Annotated in this window: 17 protein-coding genes and 1 riboswitch; of the genes, 15 read left to right on the top strand and 2 right to left on the bottom strand. The window is 52.6% G+C overall.

The annotated features are described in order from the left end of the window. Positions 1–54: 54 nt before the first annotated feature. The 9 genes from PRIO_RS22375 to PRIO_RS22335 all read left to right on the top strand — a co-directional run bounded on the left by PRIO_RS22375 (position 55) and on the right by PRIO_RS22335 (position 8,531). Positions 55–1,263: a helix-turn-helix domain-containing protein gene (locus PRIO_RS22375; RefSeq protein ID WP_020427535.1), complete on the top strand. Its 1,209-nt coding sequence runs from the start codon at positions 55–57 to the stop codon at positions 1,261–1,263. A 326-nt stretch (positions 1,264–1,589) separates the two neighbouring features. Continuing rightward, positions 1,590–1,991 (top strand): large conductance mechanosensitive channel protein MscL, encoded by a 402-nt coding sequence (mscL, locus tag PRIO_RS22370; protein WP_020427534.1) that lies wholly within the window; start codon positions 1,590–1,592, stop codon positions 1,989–1,991. Positions 1,992–2,088: 97 nt separating this feature from the next. Beyond that, positions 2,089–2,259: riboswitch (FMN riboswitch) on the top strand. A 219-nt stretch (positions 2,260–2,478) separates the two neighbouring features. Further along, positions 2,479–3,579, top strand: a complete 1,101-nt coding sequence (gene ribD / locus PRIO_RS22365) for a bifunctional diaminohydroxyphosphoribosylaminopyrimidine deaminase/5-amino-6-(5-phosphoribosylamino)uracil reductase RibD (protein ID WP_020427533.1) — start codon at positions 2,479–2,481, stop codon at positions 3,577–3,579. A gap of 23 nt (positions 3,580–3,602) precedes the next feature. Continuing rightward, on the top strand, positions 3,603–4,271 hold the full coding sequence (locus PRIO_RS22360; protein ID WP_020427532.1) for a riboflavin synthase: 669 nt from the start codon (positions 3,603–3,605) through the stop codon (positions 4,269–4,271). A gap of 64 nt (positions 4,272–4,335) precedes the next feature. After that, positions 4,336–5,589, top strand: a complete 1,254-nt coding sequence (locus PRIO_RS22355) for a bifunctional 3,4-dihydroxy-2-butanone-4-phosphate synthase/GTP cyclohydrolase II (protein ID WP_020427531.1) — start codon at positions 4,336–4,338, stop codon at positions 5,587–5,589. Between the two features lie 39 nt (positions 5,590–5,628). Continuing rightward, positions 5,629–6,099, top strand: coding sequence for a 6,7-dimethyl-8-ribityllumazine synthase (gene ribH / locus PRIO_RS22350; RefSeq protein ID WP_020427530.1), 471 nt, complete (start codon positions 5,629–5,631; stop codon positions 6,097–6,099). 153 nt (positions 6,100–6,252) lie between these two features. Further along, entirely contained in the window at positions 6,253–7,044 is a 792-nt protein-coding gene (locus PRIO_RS22345) for a segregation and condensation protein A (RefSeq protein ID WP_046504742.1), read from the top strand. After that, positions 7,013–7,618: an SMC-Scp complex subunit ScpB gene (gene scpB / locus PRIO_RS22340; protein WP_020427528.1), complete on the top strand. Its 606-nt coding sequence runs from the start codon at positions 7,013–7,015 to the stop codon at positions 7,616–7,618. The genes PRIO_RS22345 and scpB overlap by 32 nt, the downstream gene beginning before the upstream one ends. Positions 7,619–7,808: 190 nt before the next feature. Further along, positions 7,809–8,531, top strand: a complete 723-nt coding sequence (locus PRIO_RS22335; RefSeq protein ID WP_020427527.1) for a DUF2953 domain-containing protein — start codon at positions 7,809–7,811, stop codon at positions 8,529–8,531. Positions 8,532–8,614: 83 nt separating this feature from the next. On the opposite strand, the gene PRIO_RS22330 is transcribed toward PRIO_RS22335, so the two are convergent. After that, entirely contained in the window at positions 8,615–9,502 is an 888-nt protein-coding gene (locus PRIO_RS22330) for a hypothetical protein (RefSeq protein ID WP_020427526.1), read from the bottom strand. Positions 9,503–9,732: 230 nt separating this feature from the next. Between PRIO_RS22330 and ytfJ the strand changes: the two genes are divergently transcribed. The 4 genes from ytfJ (at position 9,733) to PRIO_RS22310 (ending at position 12,851) form a co-directional block, all read left to right on the top strand. Next, positions 9,733–10,251 carry a GerW family sporulation protein gene (gene ytfJ, locus PRIO_RS22325; RefSeq protein ID WP_020427525.1) on the top strand — a complete coding sequence of 173 codons (519 nt, stop codon included), beginning with the start codon at positions 9,733–9,735 and terminating at the stop codon, positions 10,249–10,251. Positions 10,252–10,418: 167 nt separating this feature from the next. Further along, complete coding sequence (locus PRIO_RS22320) at positions 10,419–11,621, top strand: D-alanyl-D-alanine carboxypeptidase family protein (RefSeq protein ID WP_039787129.1); 1,203 nt, start codon at positions 10,419–10,421, stop codon at positions 11,619–11,621. A gap of 23 nt (positions 11,622–11,644) precedes the next feature. Next, a complete protein-coding gene (locus PRIO_RS22315) occupies positions 11,645–12,310 on the top strand; it encodes a nucleoside recognition domain-containing protein (protein ID WP_046504739.1) in 666 nt (221 codons plus the stop codon). Positions 12,311–12,362: 52 nt separating this feature from the next. Beyond that, complete coding sequence (locus tag PRIO_RS22310) at positions 12,363–12,851, top strand: spore maturation protein (protein WP_046507292.1); 489 nt, start codon at positions 12,363–12,365, stop codon at positions 12,849–12,851. Positions 12,852–12,870: 19 nt separating this feature from the next. Here PRIO_RS22310 and PRIO_RS22305 read toward each other — a convergent pair whose 3' ends face one another. Next, positions 12,871–14,235, bottom strand: coding sequence for an erythromycin esterase family protein (locus tag PRIO_RS22305; protein ID WP_020427521.1), 1,365 nt, complete (start codon positions 14,233–14,235; stop codon positions 12,871–12,873). Between the two features lie 188 nt (positions 14,236–14,423). Between PRIO_RS22305 and PRIO_RS22300 the strand changes: the two genes are divergently transcribed. Next, entirely contained in the window at positions 14,424–14,768 is a 345-nt protein-coding gene (locus PRIO_RS22300) for a peptidoglycan recognition protein family protein (RefSeq protein ID WP_020427520.1), read from the top strand. Between the two features lie 20 nt (positions 14,769–14,788). Then, positions 14,789–15,547, top strand: a complete 759-nt coding sequence (locus PRIO_RS22295; RefSeq protein WP_020427519.1) for a pseudouridine synthase — start codon at positions 14,789–14,791, stop codon at positions 15,545–15,547. The last annotated feature ends 72 nt before the right edge of the window (positions 15,548–15,619 follow it).

Here is a 15,619-nt window from a genome sequence, read left to right as displayed (position 1 = left end):
GTTTTCGTTTACGCTATACTGGAGACAAAATCGACAGAAGGATGGCCCCTTTAAATGACAAGCAAACAAACGATTGGAGATAAAATCAAGTATTTGCGTACAAGCAAACGGCTCACGCAAAGTGATCTGGCTGGTGAGGATATGACCAAAAGTATGCTCAGCCAAATCGAAAACGGCAAAGCGCTGCCTTCTATGCGCAGTCTGCAAATTTTGGCGGCGCGGCTTGGGGTGGACGCAGGCTATTTTCTTGAAGAGGAGCAAAACGCAGAGCTTACCCGCCTGGTGCGCGATATTGAAGCCAAGTTCAAGCACAAAAACTATCAGGCGATTGTATCCGGCGTTAAACCCCTTATGGACGGCAGACTCCCCATGACGGTGGATGCCGCACGGCTGATGGGGTTCTATGTGAACGCCTGCTACCACACAGGAACAGAGGGAGGAGAAGAGGCAATCCGGCGGGCCGTAGAGATTTATGAACGGTTCAATTTATATGTGGAAAGCGCAAAAGTTCAGTATTTGGCCTATGCTTTGCTTTTCACGCAGAGCCGGTACAGCGAGAGCCTCGAACTGATCCTGCGGGTCAGGGAAGACTATGTAAGCAAAAAAACCGGCAACGATTTTTTATTCGAAATAGACCTTCACTATGCGGAAAGTGTGACCTTATCGGCGCTGGGCCAATATGATGGAAGCCGGAGAGCGGCGCTGGCGGCAATCGCCCTGTCACGGGAGGAAGGCGTGTATTATTTGACAGATCATCTATACCGTGTATTGTCCAAGCTTGCCCTGATGTCCGGGAATCTGGATGAGGCGGGCATGTATTTGGACAAGGCTAAGCTATTCGTGCAGGTTACAGAGGATGAGCAATCCGTACAGCTTGTTCATCTGGCCGAGATCAGGCTGGCTAATGCAGAACGGCGGTATGAAGAAGCCATCATGCTTGGGCAGAAGTATCAAAGCAAGGGAACCAGGTATGAATCGGGTTGCTGCCTGCAAACCGGGATTGCCCTGTATCATTTGGGCCGGGATGAAGAAGCGCTGGCGGCGCTGTCAAAAGTTATCCTGCCGGATGATGCCTATCATCCGCTGGACCGTGCAGCTGTCTTTACTTCTTATGCCTACAAGGCCAAGATCTACGCCAGACAAGGGAAGATGGAGGAAGCACGCCAGCAGTCAGAGATCGCTTACGAACGGGTAAGGGAGTATCCTCCTTCGGTATACACCTGGTTCATCGAAGCCACATACAGGGAGCTGCATATTTCCTGATATATGCATCCTCAGGTTATATAAAGCGAAGTTGAAAAACGAACAAAAGGGAACAGGGATGGAGGGGAAGTTTGGAACTGGAGGAGCGAATGCGTCCGCCTTTGTCTGCGGATTTCAACCGTTAATAACGGTATACAATCAAGAAATCTGCAGACAACAGCGGCCGGAAGTCCAAACATTCTCCGGAGTCCCGACGAAGTCCCTAATGTAAAGCTCTTAAGTTCACTCTATATAGATAGTGAAAAGCTTAATTATTTCTTCCAAGGTCTTGAACAAATGCTATAATAACTTCAAATTCAAGATTTAAGATATTGGAGGAGATCGAAATGTGGGAAGAGTTTAAAAAGTTTGCTCTGAAGGGAAATGTGCTGGATCTGGCAGTGGCGGTAGTCATTGGCGCAGCGTTCGGGAAGATTGTCTCCTCGCTGGTCACGGACATTATCATGCCGCTGGTCGGGATACTCACCGGGGGTATCGATTTGAAGGGACTTTCTTTTGCCTATGGAGATGCTGTCGTGAAATACGGGGTGTTTCTGCAGTCTGTTGTCGATTTCTTTATCATTGCCTTCTCGATCTTCATGGTGGTCAAGCTGGTTAACCGTTTCAAGCGCAAGGAACCCGTGAAAGTGGAGGTAGTGGAGACTCCCGCACCGGCACCTGAAGTAGCATTGTTGACAGAGATCCGTGATTTATTGCGTACGGACAAGCAGGGTCAAAAGGATAATTAAGTTACATAAATAAAGTTAATTTCATAAACGCACTTGCATTTCCGGTGGCAAAGTGATAATTTTGTTGTAGGCAAAACCTGAAAATTAATTAAATAGATCAATCCTTCAGGGCAGGGTGCAATTCCCTACCGGCGGTGATGCAACTGTGATTGGCTGAACAAGCTGATTGCGCTGCTCAGTCCGCTACCCGCTTCGTATATATCATACGGACGGTGGACCCGGTGCAATTCCGGGACCGACAGTATAGTCTGGATGGAAGAAGGAGAGACTTTCGTTTGTGCTTACATGCACAGACGTGCTGCAGTGTATTCAAATATTATGTGCGAACTTTCACATTTGGTCCTTATTGAGTGTGGAAGCCGCAGTTTTATTTGACTGCCGGTAAACTCTCGTATAACCCGTCTTGAACTCCGCCTGGAGATTGAGGCGGGTTTTTATGTTTTTAACTGGACAAAAGATAGAGCAGCTATGTGATGGGAGGCAGGATATGGATACAATGAACGACGAGTTTTATATGTCGCTCGCACTGGATATGGCGGAAAGAGCGCAAGGCCAGACTGGCATTAATCCCGTAGTCGGCTGTGTTGTCGTGAAGGATGGAGCCATGATTGGCCTCGGCACCCATCTGCAGCGGGGGACAGGCCACGCCGAAGTGCACGCGCTGAATATGGCGGCGGGCAAGGCGCAGGGAAGCACGGCTTATGTAACTCTTGAGCCTTGCAGCCACTATGGCAAGACACCCCCCTGCAGCCAGAGGCTGATTGATGAAGGGGTTGCCCGCGTGGTTGTGGCCTGTGAGGACCCCAATCCCCAGGTTGCCGGGCGTGGCATCACCATGCTGCGGGAGCAGGGAATTGAGGTTGAGGTGGGGCTGCTCCGAAGCCGGGCTCTGCGGCTGAACGAGAAATTCATCAAGTATATTCTGACCAAGCAGCCTTTTGTCACGCTGAAGAGCGCCAGCACGCTTGACGGGAAGCTGGCCACCCGGACCGGGGACAGCAAATGGATATCCAATGGACAGGCGCGGGAGATTGTGCACACGCTGCGGCACCGCCACCAAGGAATTATGGTTGGCGTCAACACCGTGATTGCCGACAATCCTTCCTTGACTACGAGGATGGAAGTGCCGGGACTGAATCCGGTCCGGATCGTGATTGACTCTACGCTGCGGATTCCGCTTGATTCTGCTGTCGTCCGTGATGGCCAGGCGCCCACCATTGTCGTCACTACCGAATCTGCTGATCCTGTGAAGCGGGCAGCACTGCTCGATGCCGGGGTGCAGATCGTTGTCAGCGGCGCCGGGCCGCGGGTGGATCTCAAGGCGGCAATGACCAGTCTTGGCGGGCTGGAGATAGGTTCGATCCTGCTGGAAGGCGGCGGAACCCTGAACGGTGCCATGCTGGAGAACGGTCTGGTGGACCGTGTGGTCCTGTTCTTCGCCCCGAAGATCGTAGGGGGCGGCTCAGCTTCACCCGGAACCTTCGACTTTCCAGGTGTAGAGCTGATGCAAAGCGCGGTTACACTGGAAGGATTGGAAGTGGAAGTGCTCGGGGATAATGTGTGTATCAGCGGCACGCCTATCCGCTAAAGCAAATATCAGGAGGCGATCACATGTTCACAGGTTTAATTGAAGAGGTCGGAGTGCTGCGCGGGGTGACCAGCGGAGGCGAGATGATGGTGCTGAACATCGGCGCATCCCTCATTATGGATGACTTGAAAATCGGCGACAGCGTATCGGTGAATGGCGTCTGTCTCACGGCGACTTCCATCGGCGATCATTCTTTTACCGTTGATGTCATGCCTCAGACGTACCGGAACAGCACACTGAAGGAGCTGCGCAGCGGAAGCAGAATGAACCTGGAGCGGGCCATGGCGGCCGGCGGCCGTTTCGGCGGACATATTGTGCAAGGCCATGTAGACGGAACCGGGGAAATCCGCAGCGTCAAACGCGACCAGAACGCGGTCGTCTTCGAGATTGCTCCAGAGCGTACATCGCTGTTCAAATTCATTATTCCCAAAGGCTCCATTACCATTGACGGCATCAGCCTGACCGTCGTCGACACTTCAGCTTCTGCGTTTACCGTATCCATCATTCCCCATACGCTCGGTGAAACGGTCCTGGCCCACAAGCGGACCGGGGACCGGATCAATCTGGAATGCGATGTGCTGGGCAAGTATGTGGACCATCTCCTTAACTACGGTTCACGTGCAGGGAATGCGGAAGAAGCGAACAGCTCCCGGATCAGCCGTGATTTTCTGGCGGCGAACGGGTTTGTATAAATAAAGAGCAGGCTTGCGCTTAAGCCCTTATTAGGGTACGCCAAGCTGTCAGGAGGACAGAAAGATGAGCCAGCCAATCAAGAACGACAGCGTCCTGGACCCGATTGAGGACGCAATTTATGATCTGATGCGCGGCAAGGTCATTATCGTAGTGGATGACGAAGACCGCGAAAATGAAGGGGACTTCATCGCACTGGCCGAACGCTCCACACCGGAAGTGATCAACTTCATGATTACAGAGGGACGCGGGCTGGTCTGTGTGCCGATTACGGCAGAGCGGGCGGCAGAACTGGATCTGCAGCCTATGGTTGCACATAATACCGACAATCATGGCACAGCTTTTACCGTATCCGTCGATCACAAGGATACCACCACAGGTATTTCAGCCGCAGAAAGATCCAAAACCATTCAGGCGCTGATGGACCCGGAGGCCAAACCTTCCGACTTCCGCAGACCGGGGCATATGTTCCCGCTGATTGCCAAAAAAGGCGGTGTGCTGCGCCGCTCCGGACATACGGAAGCTGCTGTGGACCTGGCCCGCATGTGCGGCGCTTATCCGGCCAGCGTAATCTGTGAAGTGGTTAAGGAAGACGGGACCATGGCCCGTCTGCCGGATCTGGTGGAGATTGCGCGCAAGCATGAGCTCAAGCTGATCAGCATTAAGGATCTCATTCATTACCGCAATGAGAAGGAGCAGCTGGTCACCCGTGAGGTTTCGGTCAAGCTGCCGACGGATTTCGGCGACTTTCAGACGATCGCCTATACGAATGAAGTAGATGACAAAGAACATGTCGCTTTGGTCAAAGGCGATATTTCCGGTGAAGAGCCGGTGCTGGTCCGTGTTCATTCCGAATGCCTGACCGGCGATGTGTTCCACTCTCACCGCTGCGACTGCGGCCCACAGTTTGAAGCGGCGCTGCGCCAGATTGAAGCGGCAGGCCGGGGGGTTCTGCTCTATATGCGCCAGGAGGGCAGAGGCATCGGGCTGATCAACAAGCTCCGCGCCTACAAGCTTCAAGAGGAAGGTCTGGATACGGTGGATGCCAACCTGAAGCTGGGCTTCCCGGCAGACCTGCGCGACTATGGCATCGGCGCCCAGATTCTTAAGGATCTGGGGGTACGCCAGATCAAACTGATGACCAACAATCCGCGCAAGATCAAAGGACTGGAAGGCTACGGTCTTGAGGTTGTGGAACGTGTGCCGATCCAAATGCCGGAGAACAAGGACAATACCAACTATCTCCATACCAAGCAGGCCAAGCTGGGCCATCTGCTGACTTTTGACAACATCGAGCAAAATGAGGATTCCAAGCTGTAACCTCCATAATCACTTACTAATGAAAGGTTGATGAATACAATGCCGAATTATTTAGAAGGACATTTAGTATCCGAGGGACTGAGATACGGGGTAGTAGTAGGGCGTTTTAATGAGTTTATTACCAGCAAGCTGCTGTCCGGTGCGCTGGATGCGTTCAAGCGTCATGGTGTAGCTGATGATGAAGTGGATGTGGCCTGGGTTCCGGGCGTGTTCGAAATTCCGCTGATTGCCCAGAAAATGGCGGAAAGCGGCAGATACGATGCAGTCATCGCATTGGGAACCGTCATTCGCGGATCAACAACCCATTATGATTATGTGTGCAACGAGGTAGCCAAAGGGGTGGCGGCCATCAATCTGAAGACCGGTATTCCAACCATTTTTGGCGTAGTGACTACCGAAAATATCGAGCAGGCGATTGAGCGCTCCGGAACCAAGGCCGGCAATAAAGGCTGGGATGCTGCGGCCTCTGCCATTGAAATGGCGAACCTGAACAAGCTGTTTAAAAAATAAGATGCTTCTGCTTGAATAAGAGACTCTTGACGAATCAGCTAAAATCGTGCTTATTTATATGTATGAGAAGAAAGCATGAACCATAAGATCTTTCTACTTGTGTAGCGCCCGTGCGGCGCTGCACTTTACTTTTTTTTGGCGGGAGGAAACCGCGTGACTGTATTGTACAAGCTGGAGACGTTCGAAGGTCCGCTCGATTTGCTCTTGCACTTAATAGACAAGGCGGAAATCGACATCCAGGACATTCCGGTCAGCGAGATCACCGAGCAGTACATGGAATATCTAAGGACGATGCAGGAGCTTGAGCTGGATATCACCAGTGAATTTTTAGTGATGGCTGCAACGCTGCTGTCGATCAAGAGCAAGCTGCTGCTGCCGAAGCCGCCGGTTATTGAAATCGAGGATTTCGAATATTACGAGGACGACGATTATGATCCGCGTGCAGAGCTGGTTCAGCGGCTGATCGAATACCGCAAGTTCAAGAGCATTGCCGTGCAGCTGCTGGATATGGAGAGTGAACGCAGCCTGATCTTCACCAAGGAGCCGGAGGACCTGGGTCCTTTTGTGCCGGCCCAAATCGATAATACGCTAAAGGGCTTGCATACTGCAGACCTGATCGCCGCATTCCGGAAGGCGCTGAGCAAAGCGGCCCGGAGATCCTCCTACCAGCGGATTACCCGGGATGAAATTTCCGTAAAAGACCGGATACGCGATGTCTCGGCAGCGCTCCAGCGCAAGGGGACAGGCGGCAGAATGCGCTTCTCCGCGCTGCTGGATGATGAAATGGCCCGGCATGAGATTGTGGTTACCTTTCTTGCTATTCTGGAGCTGATGAAAATGAAGGCCATATTCTGTTACCAGGAGAAATTATTTGATGACATTGTAATGGAGTGGAGAGGAGGAGGAGATCTCAGTGGAATTCAAAACGCTGAAATCAATTATTGAAGGCCTGCTGTTCCTGTCCGGCGATGAAGGCCTGTCTGTCCGCCAGATCGCCGAAATTACGGAGCAGCGGCCGGATATTGCCGGCAAAGCGCTGCAGGAGCTGAAAGAGGATTATGTGTCCCATGAACGCGGCCTGCAGGTCGTGCAGATTGCCGGGAACTACCGTCTGGCTACGCTGCCAGACCATGCGCCTTATTTCGAAAGGCTCGCTTATTCACCTTCACGCGCATCCTTGTCCCAGGCAGCGCTGGAGACACTGGCCATCGTCGCTTACCGTCAGCCGATTACCCGTGTGGAGATTGAGGAGATCCGCGGAGTGAAGTCTGAACGGGCCATTCATACACTGAACAACAAGGATTTGATCCAGGAGGTCGGGCGTGCGGAAGCGGTGGGCCGCCCTATTCTGTATGGAACCACCAAATCGTTCCTTGAGAGTTTCGGGCTGGCCGATTTGAAGGAGCTGCCGGAGCCTTCAAACTTCGACGCCTCCACCGACGACCTGGAAGAGGAGACACAGCTCCTGTTCAGCAAGCTGGACAGCCAGATGACCTTTGAGGATACGGAGCAGACTTGAGCCGCCGGATTTTTAGAAGCTATATAAAGCGAACATGAAAAACAAAAATCCCTATAGCCATTCATCTATATGCCACAGGCATCAGGGATGGGCTATGGGGCTTTTTTGCATGAGCGCGGAATTTTTTCCAGCCCTGAATGCCATACTAATTCAAAGGCTCCTTATTATTGGTTGCATGGAGGTTACTTTCGTGACGTTATGGCTGGCAATACCCTTGGCGCTGCTGCTGCTAGTGATTGTAGTGCTGCTGGTGATTCTGACTTCATACATACATTTTCATTTCCGGGTGTGCAGGCTGGGCAAAGATGACCGGATAGAGTTAGATCTGAAAGCTCTATTTGGCTTGGTCAAATTTCACTATGAGCTGCCTGCGCTCGTGTTCCAGGGAATTGAGAAGGGGATCAAAGTCAAGCTGGAGGAAAGCGGCATTGCGCCGGTCCGGAAGGATCAAGACCTTGAAGAGCAAATCGACAAGCAGTCGGTTGCGGAATGGCTGAAGAATATCCGTATAGCGATGAAGGCAACGCGCGGTCTGAACAAATGGCTGAAGGATACACTGGCCCATGTCCAGATCACCAAGCTTGACTGGTCTACCGATTTCTCAATGGGCGATGCGGCATATACGGCGACGGCAGCGGGAGCGTTCTGGGGGCTGAAATGGACTTTGGCAGGCTGGTTATCAAGGCAGGTCCGGCTGATCAAAGCTCCGCGGATGTTCGTTGCACCCGTGTTCTCAGATGAGCTGTCCTTCTCCACCCAGGCGGTATGCGCGGGTAAGCTTTCAATGGGCTATGCCTTTTATTCAGGGCTTCAGCTTCTGCGGCGGGCCTCCAAGGTACCGGGAGGGCTGCGGTACTGGAAAAAGCTGCTTAGCCGCAGCCCCCAGGCTTCCTCAGAGGAGGAAGCGGATTAAGCCGGCTGCGGCGGTTCCGCACAAAAAGGCAGCGCCGCAGGGAGTCTGCGGGCTGCCGGGAATTTTCAATTCTGTTCCGGACATTAAGCGTGAACAGGTGTTTTTATTTGAGGGTAGAAGCTTTGCGGTTTCTCTTCGCGGTCCCCCGTTTTGTGCATAATAAGATCAAAGGACGTACCGTTAAGCTCCACAGGAATCCGGGCCCGGCCATCCAGATACGCTACTGTTCCCAGAGCCATCAGCCCTTCCGCACTGATCCCGACAAACAATCCGCCGATATCTGTGGTCAGGGTCTGTTTGTCCCCGTTCTTGCTGGTTTCTTCCAGTGTATATTTTATGGAGATAACTTCGGCCAGGCTGCTTTTAACAGTCTGCCTAGCCTCGGCAAGCTTGATAACAATGTTAGAATCCTCTTTCTGAAGAGTCTCATCAGGCCCCTCATTCAAATGGTAGCTGTACCAGAATTGATGTCCGCCCCATTTGCTGCCCTGCTCGCCAATAAAAACATGCTCAAAAAATGAGGTGCCGTCATTACTGGGCTGGAACCAGATCGATCGAAGCGTCTCCACCCATTCTTCTTTGGAACATCCGGCCTTAATCTGATGGTGATCCTCGGCATACTTGCGGGCCTGGCGTAAAGGTGCCGACACTGCGGCATAGGCCAGAAATTCATGAATTTGCTCATGTTCTGCAGCCGAAACCGCATCTTTCCCGCCGGACACCGATTTGTAATTATTTTTCAGCTTTCTGAACAGATCATAACTATACCGTTTGCCGTCAGGGATAACGACCTCCTTAAAAACGGTGGTTTGATTCTTCCCGTTCCCGCCCCCAGCCTCGCCATCCTGCGGATTCAGGTTTACGATCACGTATCCCTTTTGGGGGTCTTTTTGCGTGTCGCTCCCGCCCTTAATCAATGGCAGCAAGCCGTTGCCTTCCATATCCGCCTGCCAAATTTTCGCGAAATCCATAGCTCAGCCTCCTTATGCACATTTTTCTGCTTAGCCATCATTCTGGCCTCTTAAGCGGATTTTATGTGAGGCGAAATTGCGAAGGTTATTTCTGGCTAGAGCGCCAGCCGGCAGCTTTATTTCGCCCGTATTTTTATTAGAGTGCGTACATATCATGCCCGATATATGAGCAGACTGTACAAGAGTAGGTAATTCCCTTATCTTTCAAACAGCAGAGGAGGAGTACTTAGATGTCAGAGCACCCGATTCAAGGTCTCATGCAGACCGCTATGGAAAATATTAAAGGCATGGTGGATGTCAACACGATTGTCGGCGACCCGGTAGAAACTCCGGATGGCAGTGTGATTCTGCCGATCAGTAAAGTTGCCTTCGGCTTTGCCGCAGGCGGTAGTGATTACCGTGTCGAAGATGATGCCCCCGGCATCAATGGCGCTGGAAGCGGCGTCAAAATGCTTCCGTTCGGCGGCGGCAGCGGCGGCGGGGTATCCATCCGGCCAATCGCCTTTCTTGTGGTCGGCAGGGAAGGGGTTCACATTGTGCCGCTGGATAACCAGACCCATCTGTTCGAGAAAATTATTGATGCGACTCCGGGTCTCATCGACAAAATTCAGACCATGTTCCCAAGCAGCGGATCGTCCCAGAATGACGCTTCGCCGCAGAATGGCACACCTGTAGGTTCACAAGTAGTAGCTTCGGGTACCGAAAAAGCGGTTAAAACCCCTGTCCCTTCAGATTCCTCGACTCATTAGCGTTATGGGATGTACCTGAAGGATGCAGCGGCAGACAACAGGGATATCGCCTCACTAGGCGGTGTCCCTTTTTGTGATGATAGAGCTTGTGGGGAAGAGATGGACATACCATCCCGTAGCCCCGCATACACTTGTACAACACAAGTGAACAGATAAGAAGCCGGAGGATGAACATGAAGACATCTAACCTTAAGGTACTGCTGGTTCTAATATTGTGCGCACTGCTGCTGTGTGCGGCTCCCCAGCCTCTGGTCCGGGCTGAGAATAGTACGATTACTACCCATGCCAGGGCTGCCGCGCTGATTGATGTAGCGTCCGGGAGGCTTCTGTACAGCAGCCGCGGGGACGAGCCTATGCTGATTGCCAGCCTGACCAAAATTATGACTGCGCTAGTTGCCATAGAGAACGGAGATTTGCGGTCCAAGGTCAAGGTCGGCAAAAATGCCTTTGCCAAGGAAGGCTCCTCCCTGTTCCTGAAGCAGGGGGAAGAAATGAGGCTGGAGGATATGCTCTATGGACTGATGCTGCGTTCAGGCAACGATGCGGCTACAGCCATTGCCGAGCATGTCGGAGGATCGGAAGAAGGTTTTGTGTATCTGATGAATGCCAAGGCGGAGGAACTGGGGCTGCAGCACACGCATTTTACTAATCCCCATGGACTGGATGCGGAAGGGCATTATTCCAGCGCCAATGACCTGGCTGTGCTTACAGCCTATGCTATGCATAATCCGGTATTCAAGCAGATTGTGAAGACCCAGGTGAAAACGGCGGATAACCCGTATGAGCCATGGGATTATAAGTGGCTGAACAAAAATAAAATGCTGCGCCTGTATGAAGGGGCGGATGGAGTAAAGACGGGGTATACCAAAAAAGCGCTGCGCTGCCTCGTCAGCTCCGCCACCCGGGGCGGCCAGCAGCTGGTCGCCGTTACGCTGAATGACGGCAATGACTGGAATGACCATGCCGTGCTGCTGGATTACGGCTTCAATCACTATCCGCTGAAGACGCTTGTCGAGCGCGGTGAAGGCATCAGCGGCTACAGCTTTGTCCCTGCCAGAACGTTTGCCTATCCGCTTGGACAGGGGGAGGAAGCGAGGCTTGTGACCAAGCTGGAACTCATCCGGGAGAATAAGAATACGCGAAGAAGCAGCTTTGGCATCAAGGGGGCACTCGTACTGCAGTTAGGTGGCAAGGAGATCGGCCGGGTTCCGGTCTATATGCCGGACCGGCTGCCTCCGGAGCAGTCGCCCTATGAGAAAAGATTCCAACACGCAGGAGCAGCCGCCTATCCGGCAGACAACTGGCTGCAGGCACTCGGCAGTGCGCTGCGGGCGCTGTTCCAGATAGGCGCCGCGGGAAATAAACAGTAACGGGAGAATTGGGGGAGAAGCATATGATTAACGGAATCTGGCTGGGGATGATCCTTATCGGCTTTGTGTTTGCGGCCGTGAACGGCCGCATGGATGCATTTACGGCTGCGGTATTCGATGGAGCCAAAAGCGGGGTTACCGTGAGCTTTGGCCTGATCAGTGTATTGGTGTTCTGGATGGGAATGATGCGGGTCGCGGAGGATGCCGGCCTGCTGAAGAAGATTGCCAAAGTGCTGGGGCCGGTTGTATCCTTTCTGTTCCCGGATGTGCCGAAGGGCCATCCGGCTATTGGCTATATCCTTTCCAACATGAGCGCCAATCTGCTCGGTCTGGGCAATGCGGCCACGCCGATGGGCATCAAGGCGATGCAGGAGCTCCAGACACTGAACCCGGACAAGGAGACGGCAACTCCAGCCATGTGTACCCTGCTGGCGCTGAACACCGCAAGCATTACCCTGATTCCTGCAACGCTGATAGCCATCCGGCTGAACTATGGTTCGTCCGACCCGGCTGCCATCGTCGGCACTACACTGGCGGCCACGGCGGTGGCGACCCTGGCCGCCATCGCCGCCGACCGGCTGTGCCGCCGCCTGGCTATCCTGCGCAGGCCGCCCGGACCGCCGGCCGCGAGGTCCGGAGATGCTGCCAGAGGGAGCACTCCGCTGCCGTATTCTTCTCTGAAAGGGTGAGCCTGCCTTGTTCCAGCTAATCAGTCTTATCTCGGCCTGGGCGATTCCGGTCATGATTACCTTCATTCCCCTATACGCCTTTACACGCAAGGTCCCGGTCTACGAGTCCTTTGTCGAAGGCGCCAAGGACGGCTTTGGCACGGCCATCGCCATTATTCCCCATCTGGTAGGCATGCTTGTCGCCATCAGCGTCTTCCGCGCCTCCGGCGCGCTAGACTTCATAATGGGCTTCATCGCTCCCGCCTTGAAGGGAATAGGCGTGCCGCCGGAAGTGCTGCCGCTTGGCCTCCTGCGTCCGCTCACAGGCACCGGCTCGCTGGCGTATACCACCGATCTGATCAGCGTGCACGGGCCTGATTCCCTGATTGGCATGATTGCCTCTACCATCCAGGGCAGCACGGATACGACCTTGTATGTACTGACCGTCTATTTCGGCGCTGTAGGCATCCGCAACGGCCGTTACGCCCTCAAGGTCGGCCTCTTCTCAGACATCGTCGGCTTCGCGGCCTCGATTGCCGTGTGTCTGCTGGCGTTCAGCTAGCAAGCCATTGAATTTCCCCTTAATAGGTACGGGTTGGCGGGGATACTTTATCAATGACGATCAGGCCGTCGAACTGCTCCTTCGGCACGAATTTCATCGCCATTGGAACAATAACCTCTCTGGTCAGCCCGTCTTCAGCAGCATATTGCGGCTGAAACATCCAGCTGTTGCCCGGGCCTGCTTTGGTATGCCCGGCGAGGTCAACAAAGGTCCGGGAATATCCGCTTTGCATGATTCTCGCTTCCAGGGTCCCCTTTGGCATCGGGCCGATCGGGAATTCCTTCAAGGTTGAAATGGCTGCCGCTTTGCCCCGATTCATATACAAGCCGATCACATACATTTTATCCTTCAATTTCTGATGCAGCAGTTCGCCCATGCTGATAAAACTGTTTTGCCACTTCCCTTGCTCGAAGACACGGATGTCTGAGGTGTTTTTAGCCAAATGGTCATTGTGGGCCCACAGAATGATCTTTTTGCCGGGGTATCTGGCCTTCATCAGCCATTCCACATGCTCAGCCATGATTCTGTCCCGGGCTTCGTAAATTTCCCGCACATCCTTTAGCTGAGCCTGTGTGAAAATTGCCACACGGTCCTCCAGCCCTTTCAGGATGGTATCTGCCGTGTGGGGCGCATTGGGGTAAGCAGCGTCTAACGGTTCCCGGTGTTCCTGAATGAACTTAATGTATTCCTTGTATTTTGGAACATACTTTTGGATGAGCTGGCGTACCTTCTGCTGGTAAACAGGATTGCTTTTGGTCACCAGGCTGTATTGATTCATCAGCTCATTAAATTTCCCGGTGGCTTCGTTATCAAAGTCCATGAATTCTTTGCCATAAGCGGCATTGACCTTGGAAATAAAGCTGCGGGCCGCCAGCGTTAGCATGGGGGAAGTATATTGCATATCATATCCGGCCAGCTGCAAAGGCTTGTCCGTCTGGCGGGATTGTTTGATGTAGTTGAACAGCTCCAGGGTTTCTGCGGATTGCCAGATACCATAAATGGAATTTTCCATCATATCTGCTGAAGTCAATTCATCAGCCACATCGTTGACGACAGAGGCTTCAGCCAGCCCCGACTCAAAAGCGATAACCTCAAACCCCAGCTCCTCATGCAGATATTTTATCAATCTCGTCTTCATGCTGTCGTATTCGCCAACCCGGTGGAAATTTTCGCCAAGGCTGACGACGGTTTTGTCCTTCAGCAGCGGCTTCAAAAAAGAAAGATCGCTGTAATCCTCACTTGTCAGCGATTTAATCTCGTGCGCATAAGGCAGCGGGTTCGGAGCCGGCTGTGCGGCTGACACGGAACCTGAACCTCCGAGCAGCAGCCCGACGGCAGATACAGCGGTGATGATCCGTTTTTCCCATGTTCTTGTAAGCAGCATTAATTATTCCTCCGTATCAAAAATATAGTGTGATCAGCTGTCGTCTTAAGTGTAAGAACCTCCCGGCTTCCGAACAATCGATTTAGATGACTGCTTCCTTACATCCCGGTAATGTTATGTTCGCATTTCACCCCGTTCCCCCTCCGTACATATGCTATTGCAGCAACACGGAGGGAGGCCGACATACGATGGCGTATAAAGGCTTTATTCTGCATCATTCCCGCTGTCCGTCCATTAATGGCAAGGGCTTTGACTTTTGGGTTGCAACAGATGGTTCCATTTATGCTGCACCTCTGCTGACGGACCCGGAGTATATTCATGTGTGTCTGGAAGGCAACTACGGGGAGGAGAACACGCTCCCGCCTCTGTCCAAGCGGAAAAATCAGCTGTTTGCGGCCGGCAAGCTTATCCTGGAATTGGCTGCGCGTTATCAAATTGACCCGCTTGTTGTGGAAACCCATACCAAAACCTGTCCGGGAGCATTTTTTCCATGGAATGAACTTGTGATTTATCCCGCTGATGGTTATCATTAACCTGAGGTGAATAGTCAAAAATGGAAAGATTACAAAAAATATTGGCGCAGGCAGGTGTGGCGTCAAGACGCAAGTGTGAAGAAATGATTTTGGCCGGTAAAGTGGAAGTCAACGGGGAACTCGTAACTACGCTTGGCACGAAGGTGGACCCCGCAACAGATATAATCAAGGTCGCCGGTAGACTGATCCGGGGCGAGAACAAGATCTACATTATGTTCAACAAGCCCAAGGGTGTAATTACAAGCGCTTCCGACGACAAGGGACGCAAGGTAGTAACGGATTACCTCAAAGGCATCAAAGAGCGCGTATACCCTGTGGGCCGTCTGGATTACGATACGGAAGGGCTGCTGCTGCTGACGAATGACGGGGAGTTTGCCAACCTGCTCACGCATCCGAAGCATCATGTGCCCAAGACCTATCTGGCCACGGTCAAGGGTGTACCGCATGGCACCGCGCTGGACAAGCTCAAAGCCGGCATTAAGCTGGAGGATGGGATGACCGCTCCGGCAGAAGTGGAATATAAAGACGTTGATGAAGAGAATAAAGAATCGGTCATCAGCATTACAATCCATGAAGGCCGCAACCGTCAGGTCCGGCGGATGTTCGAAGCTATTTCCCATCCCGTCATCCGCCTGAAACGGATTTCCTTCGGCGATATTCTGCTGCAAAATCTCAAACGCGGCTCCTACCGCCATTTGACCAAGGATGAAATCAATCATCTCCAGCAAATTGCCAAAGCCGGTATGCTGAAAGCGAACCCAACGCGCAAGGACACATAATGTTCACAATTTCTTCTCCTAATTCGGTGACAATATTCGTTATAATGTTCATAGGATGTTCACACCTATCAA

The sequence above is a fragment of the Paenibacillus riograndensis SBR5 genome (assembly GCF_000981585.1).
GTDB classification, from domain to species: Bacteria; Bacillota; Bacilli; order Paenibacillales; family Paenibacillaceae; genus Paenibacillus_AQ; species Paenibacillus_AQ riograndensis.
This window is presented reverse-complemented; position numbering and strand designations above follow the sequence as displayed.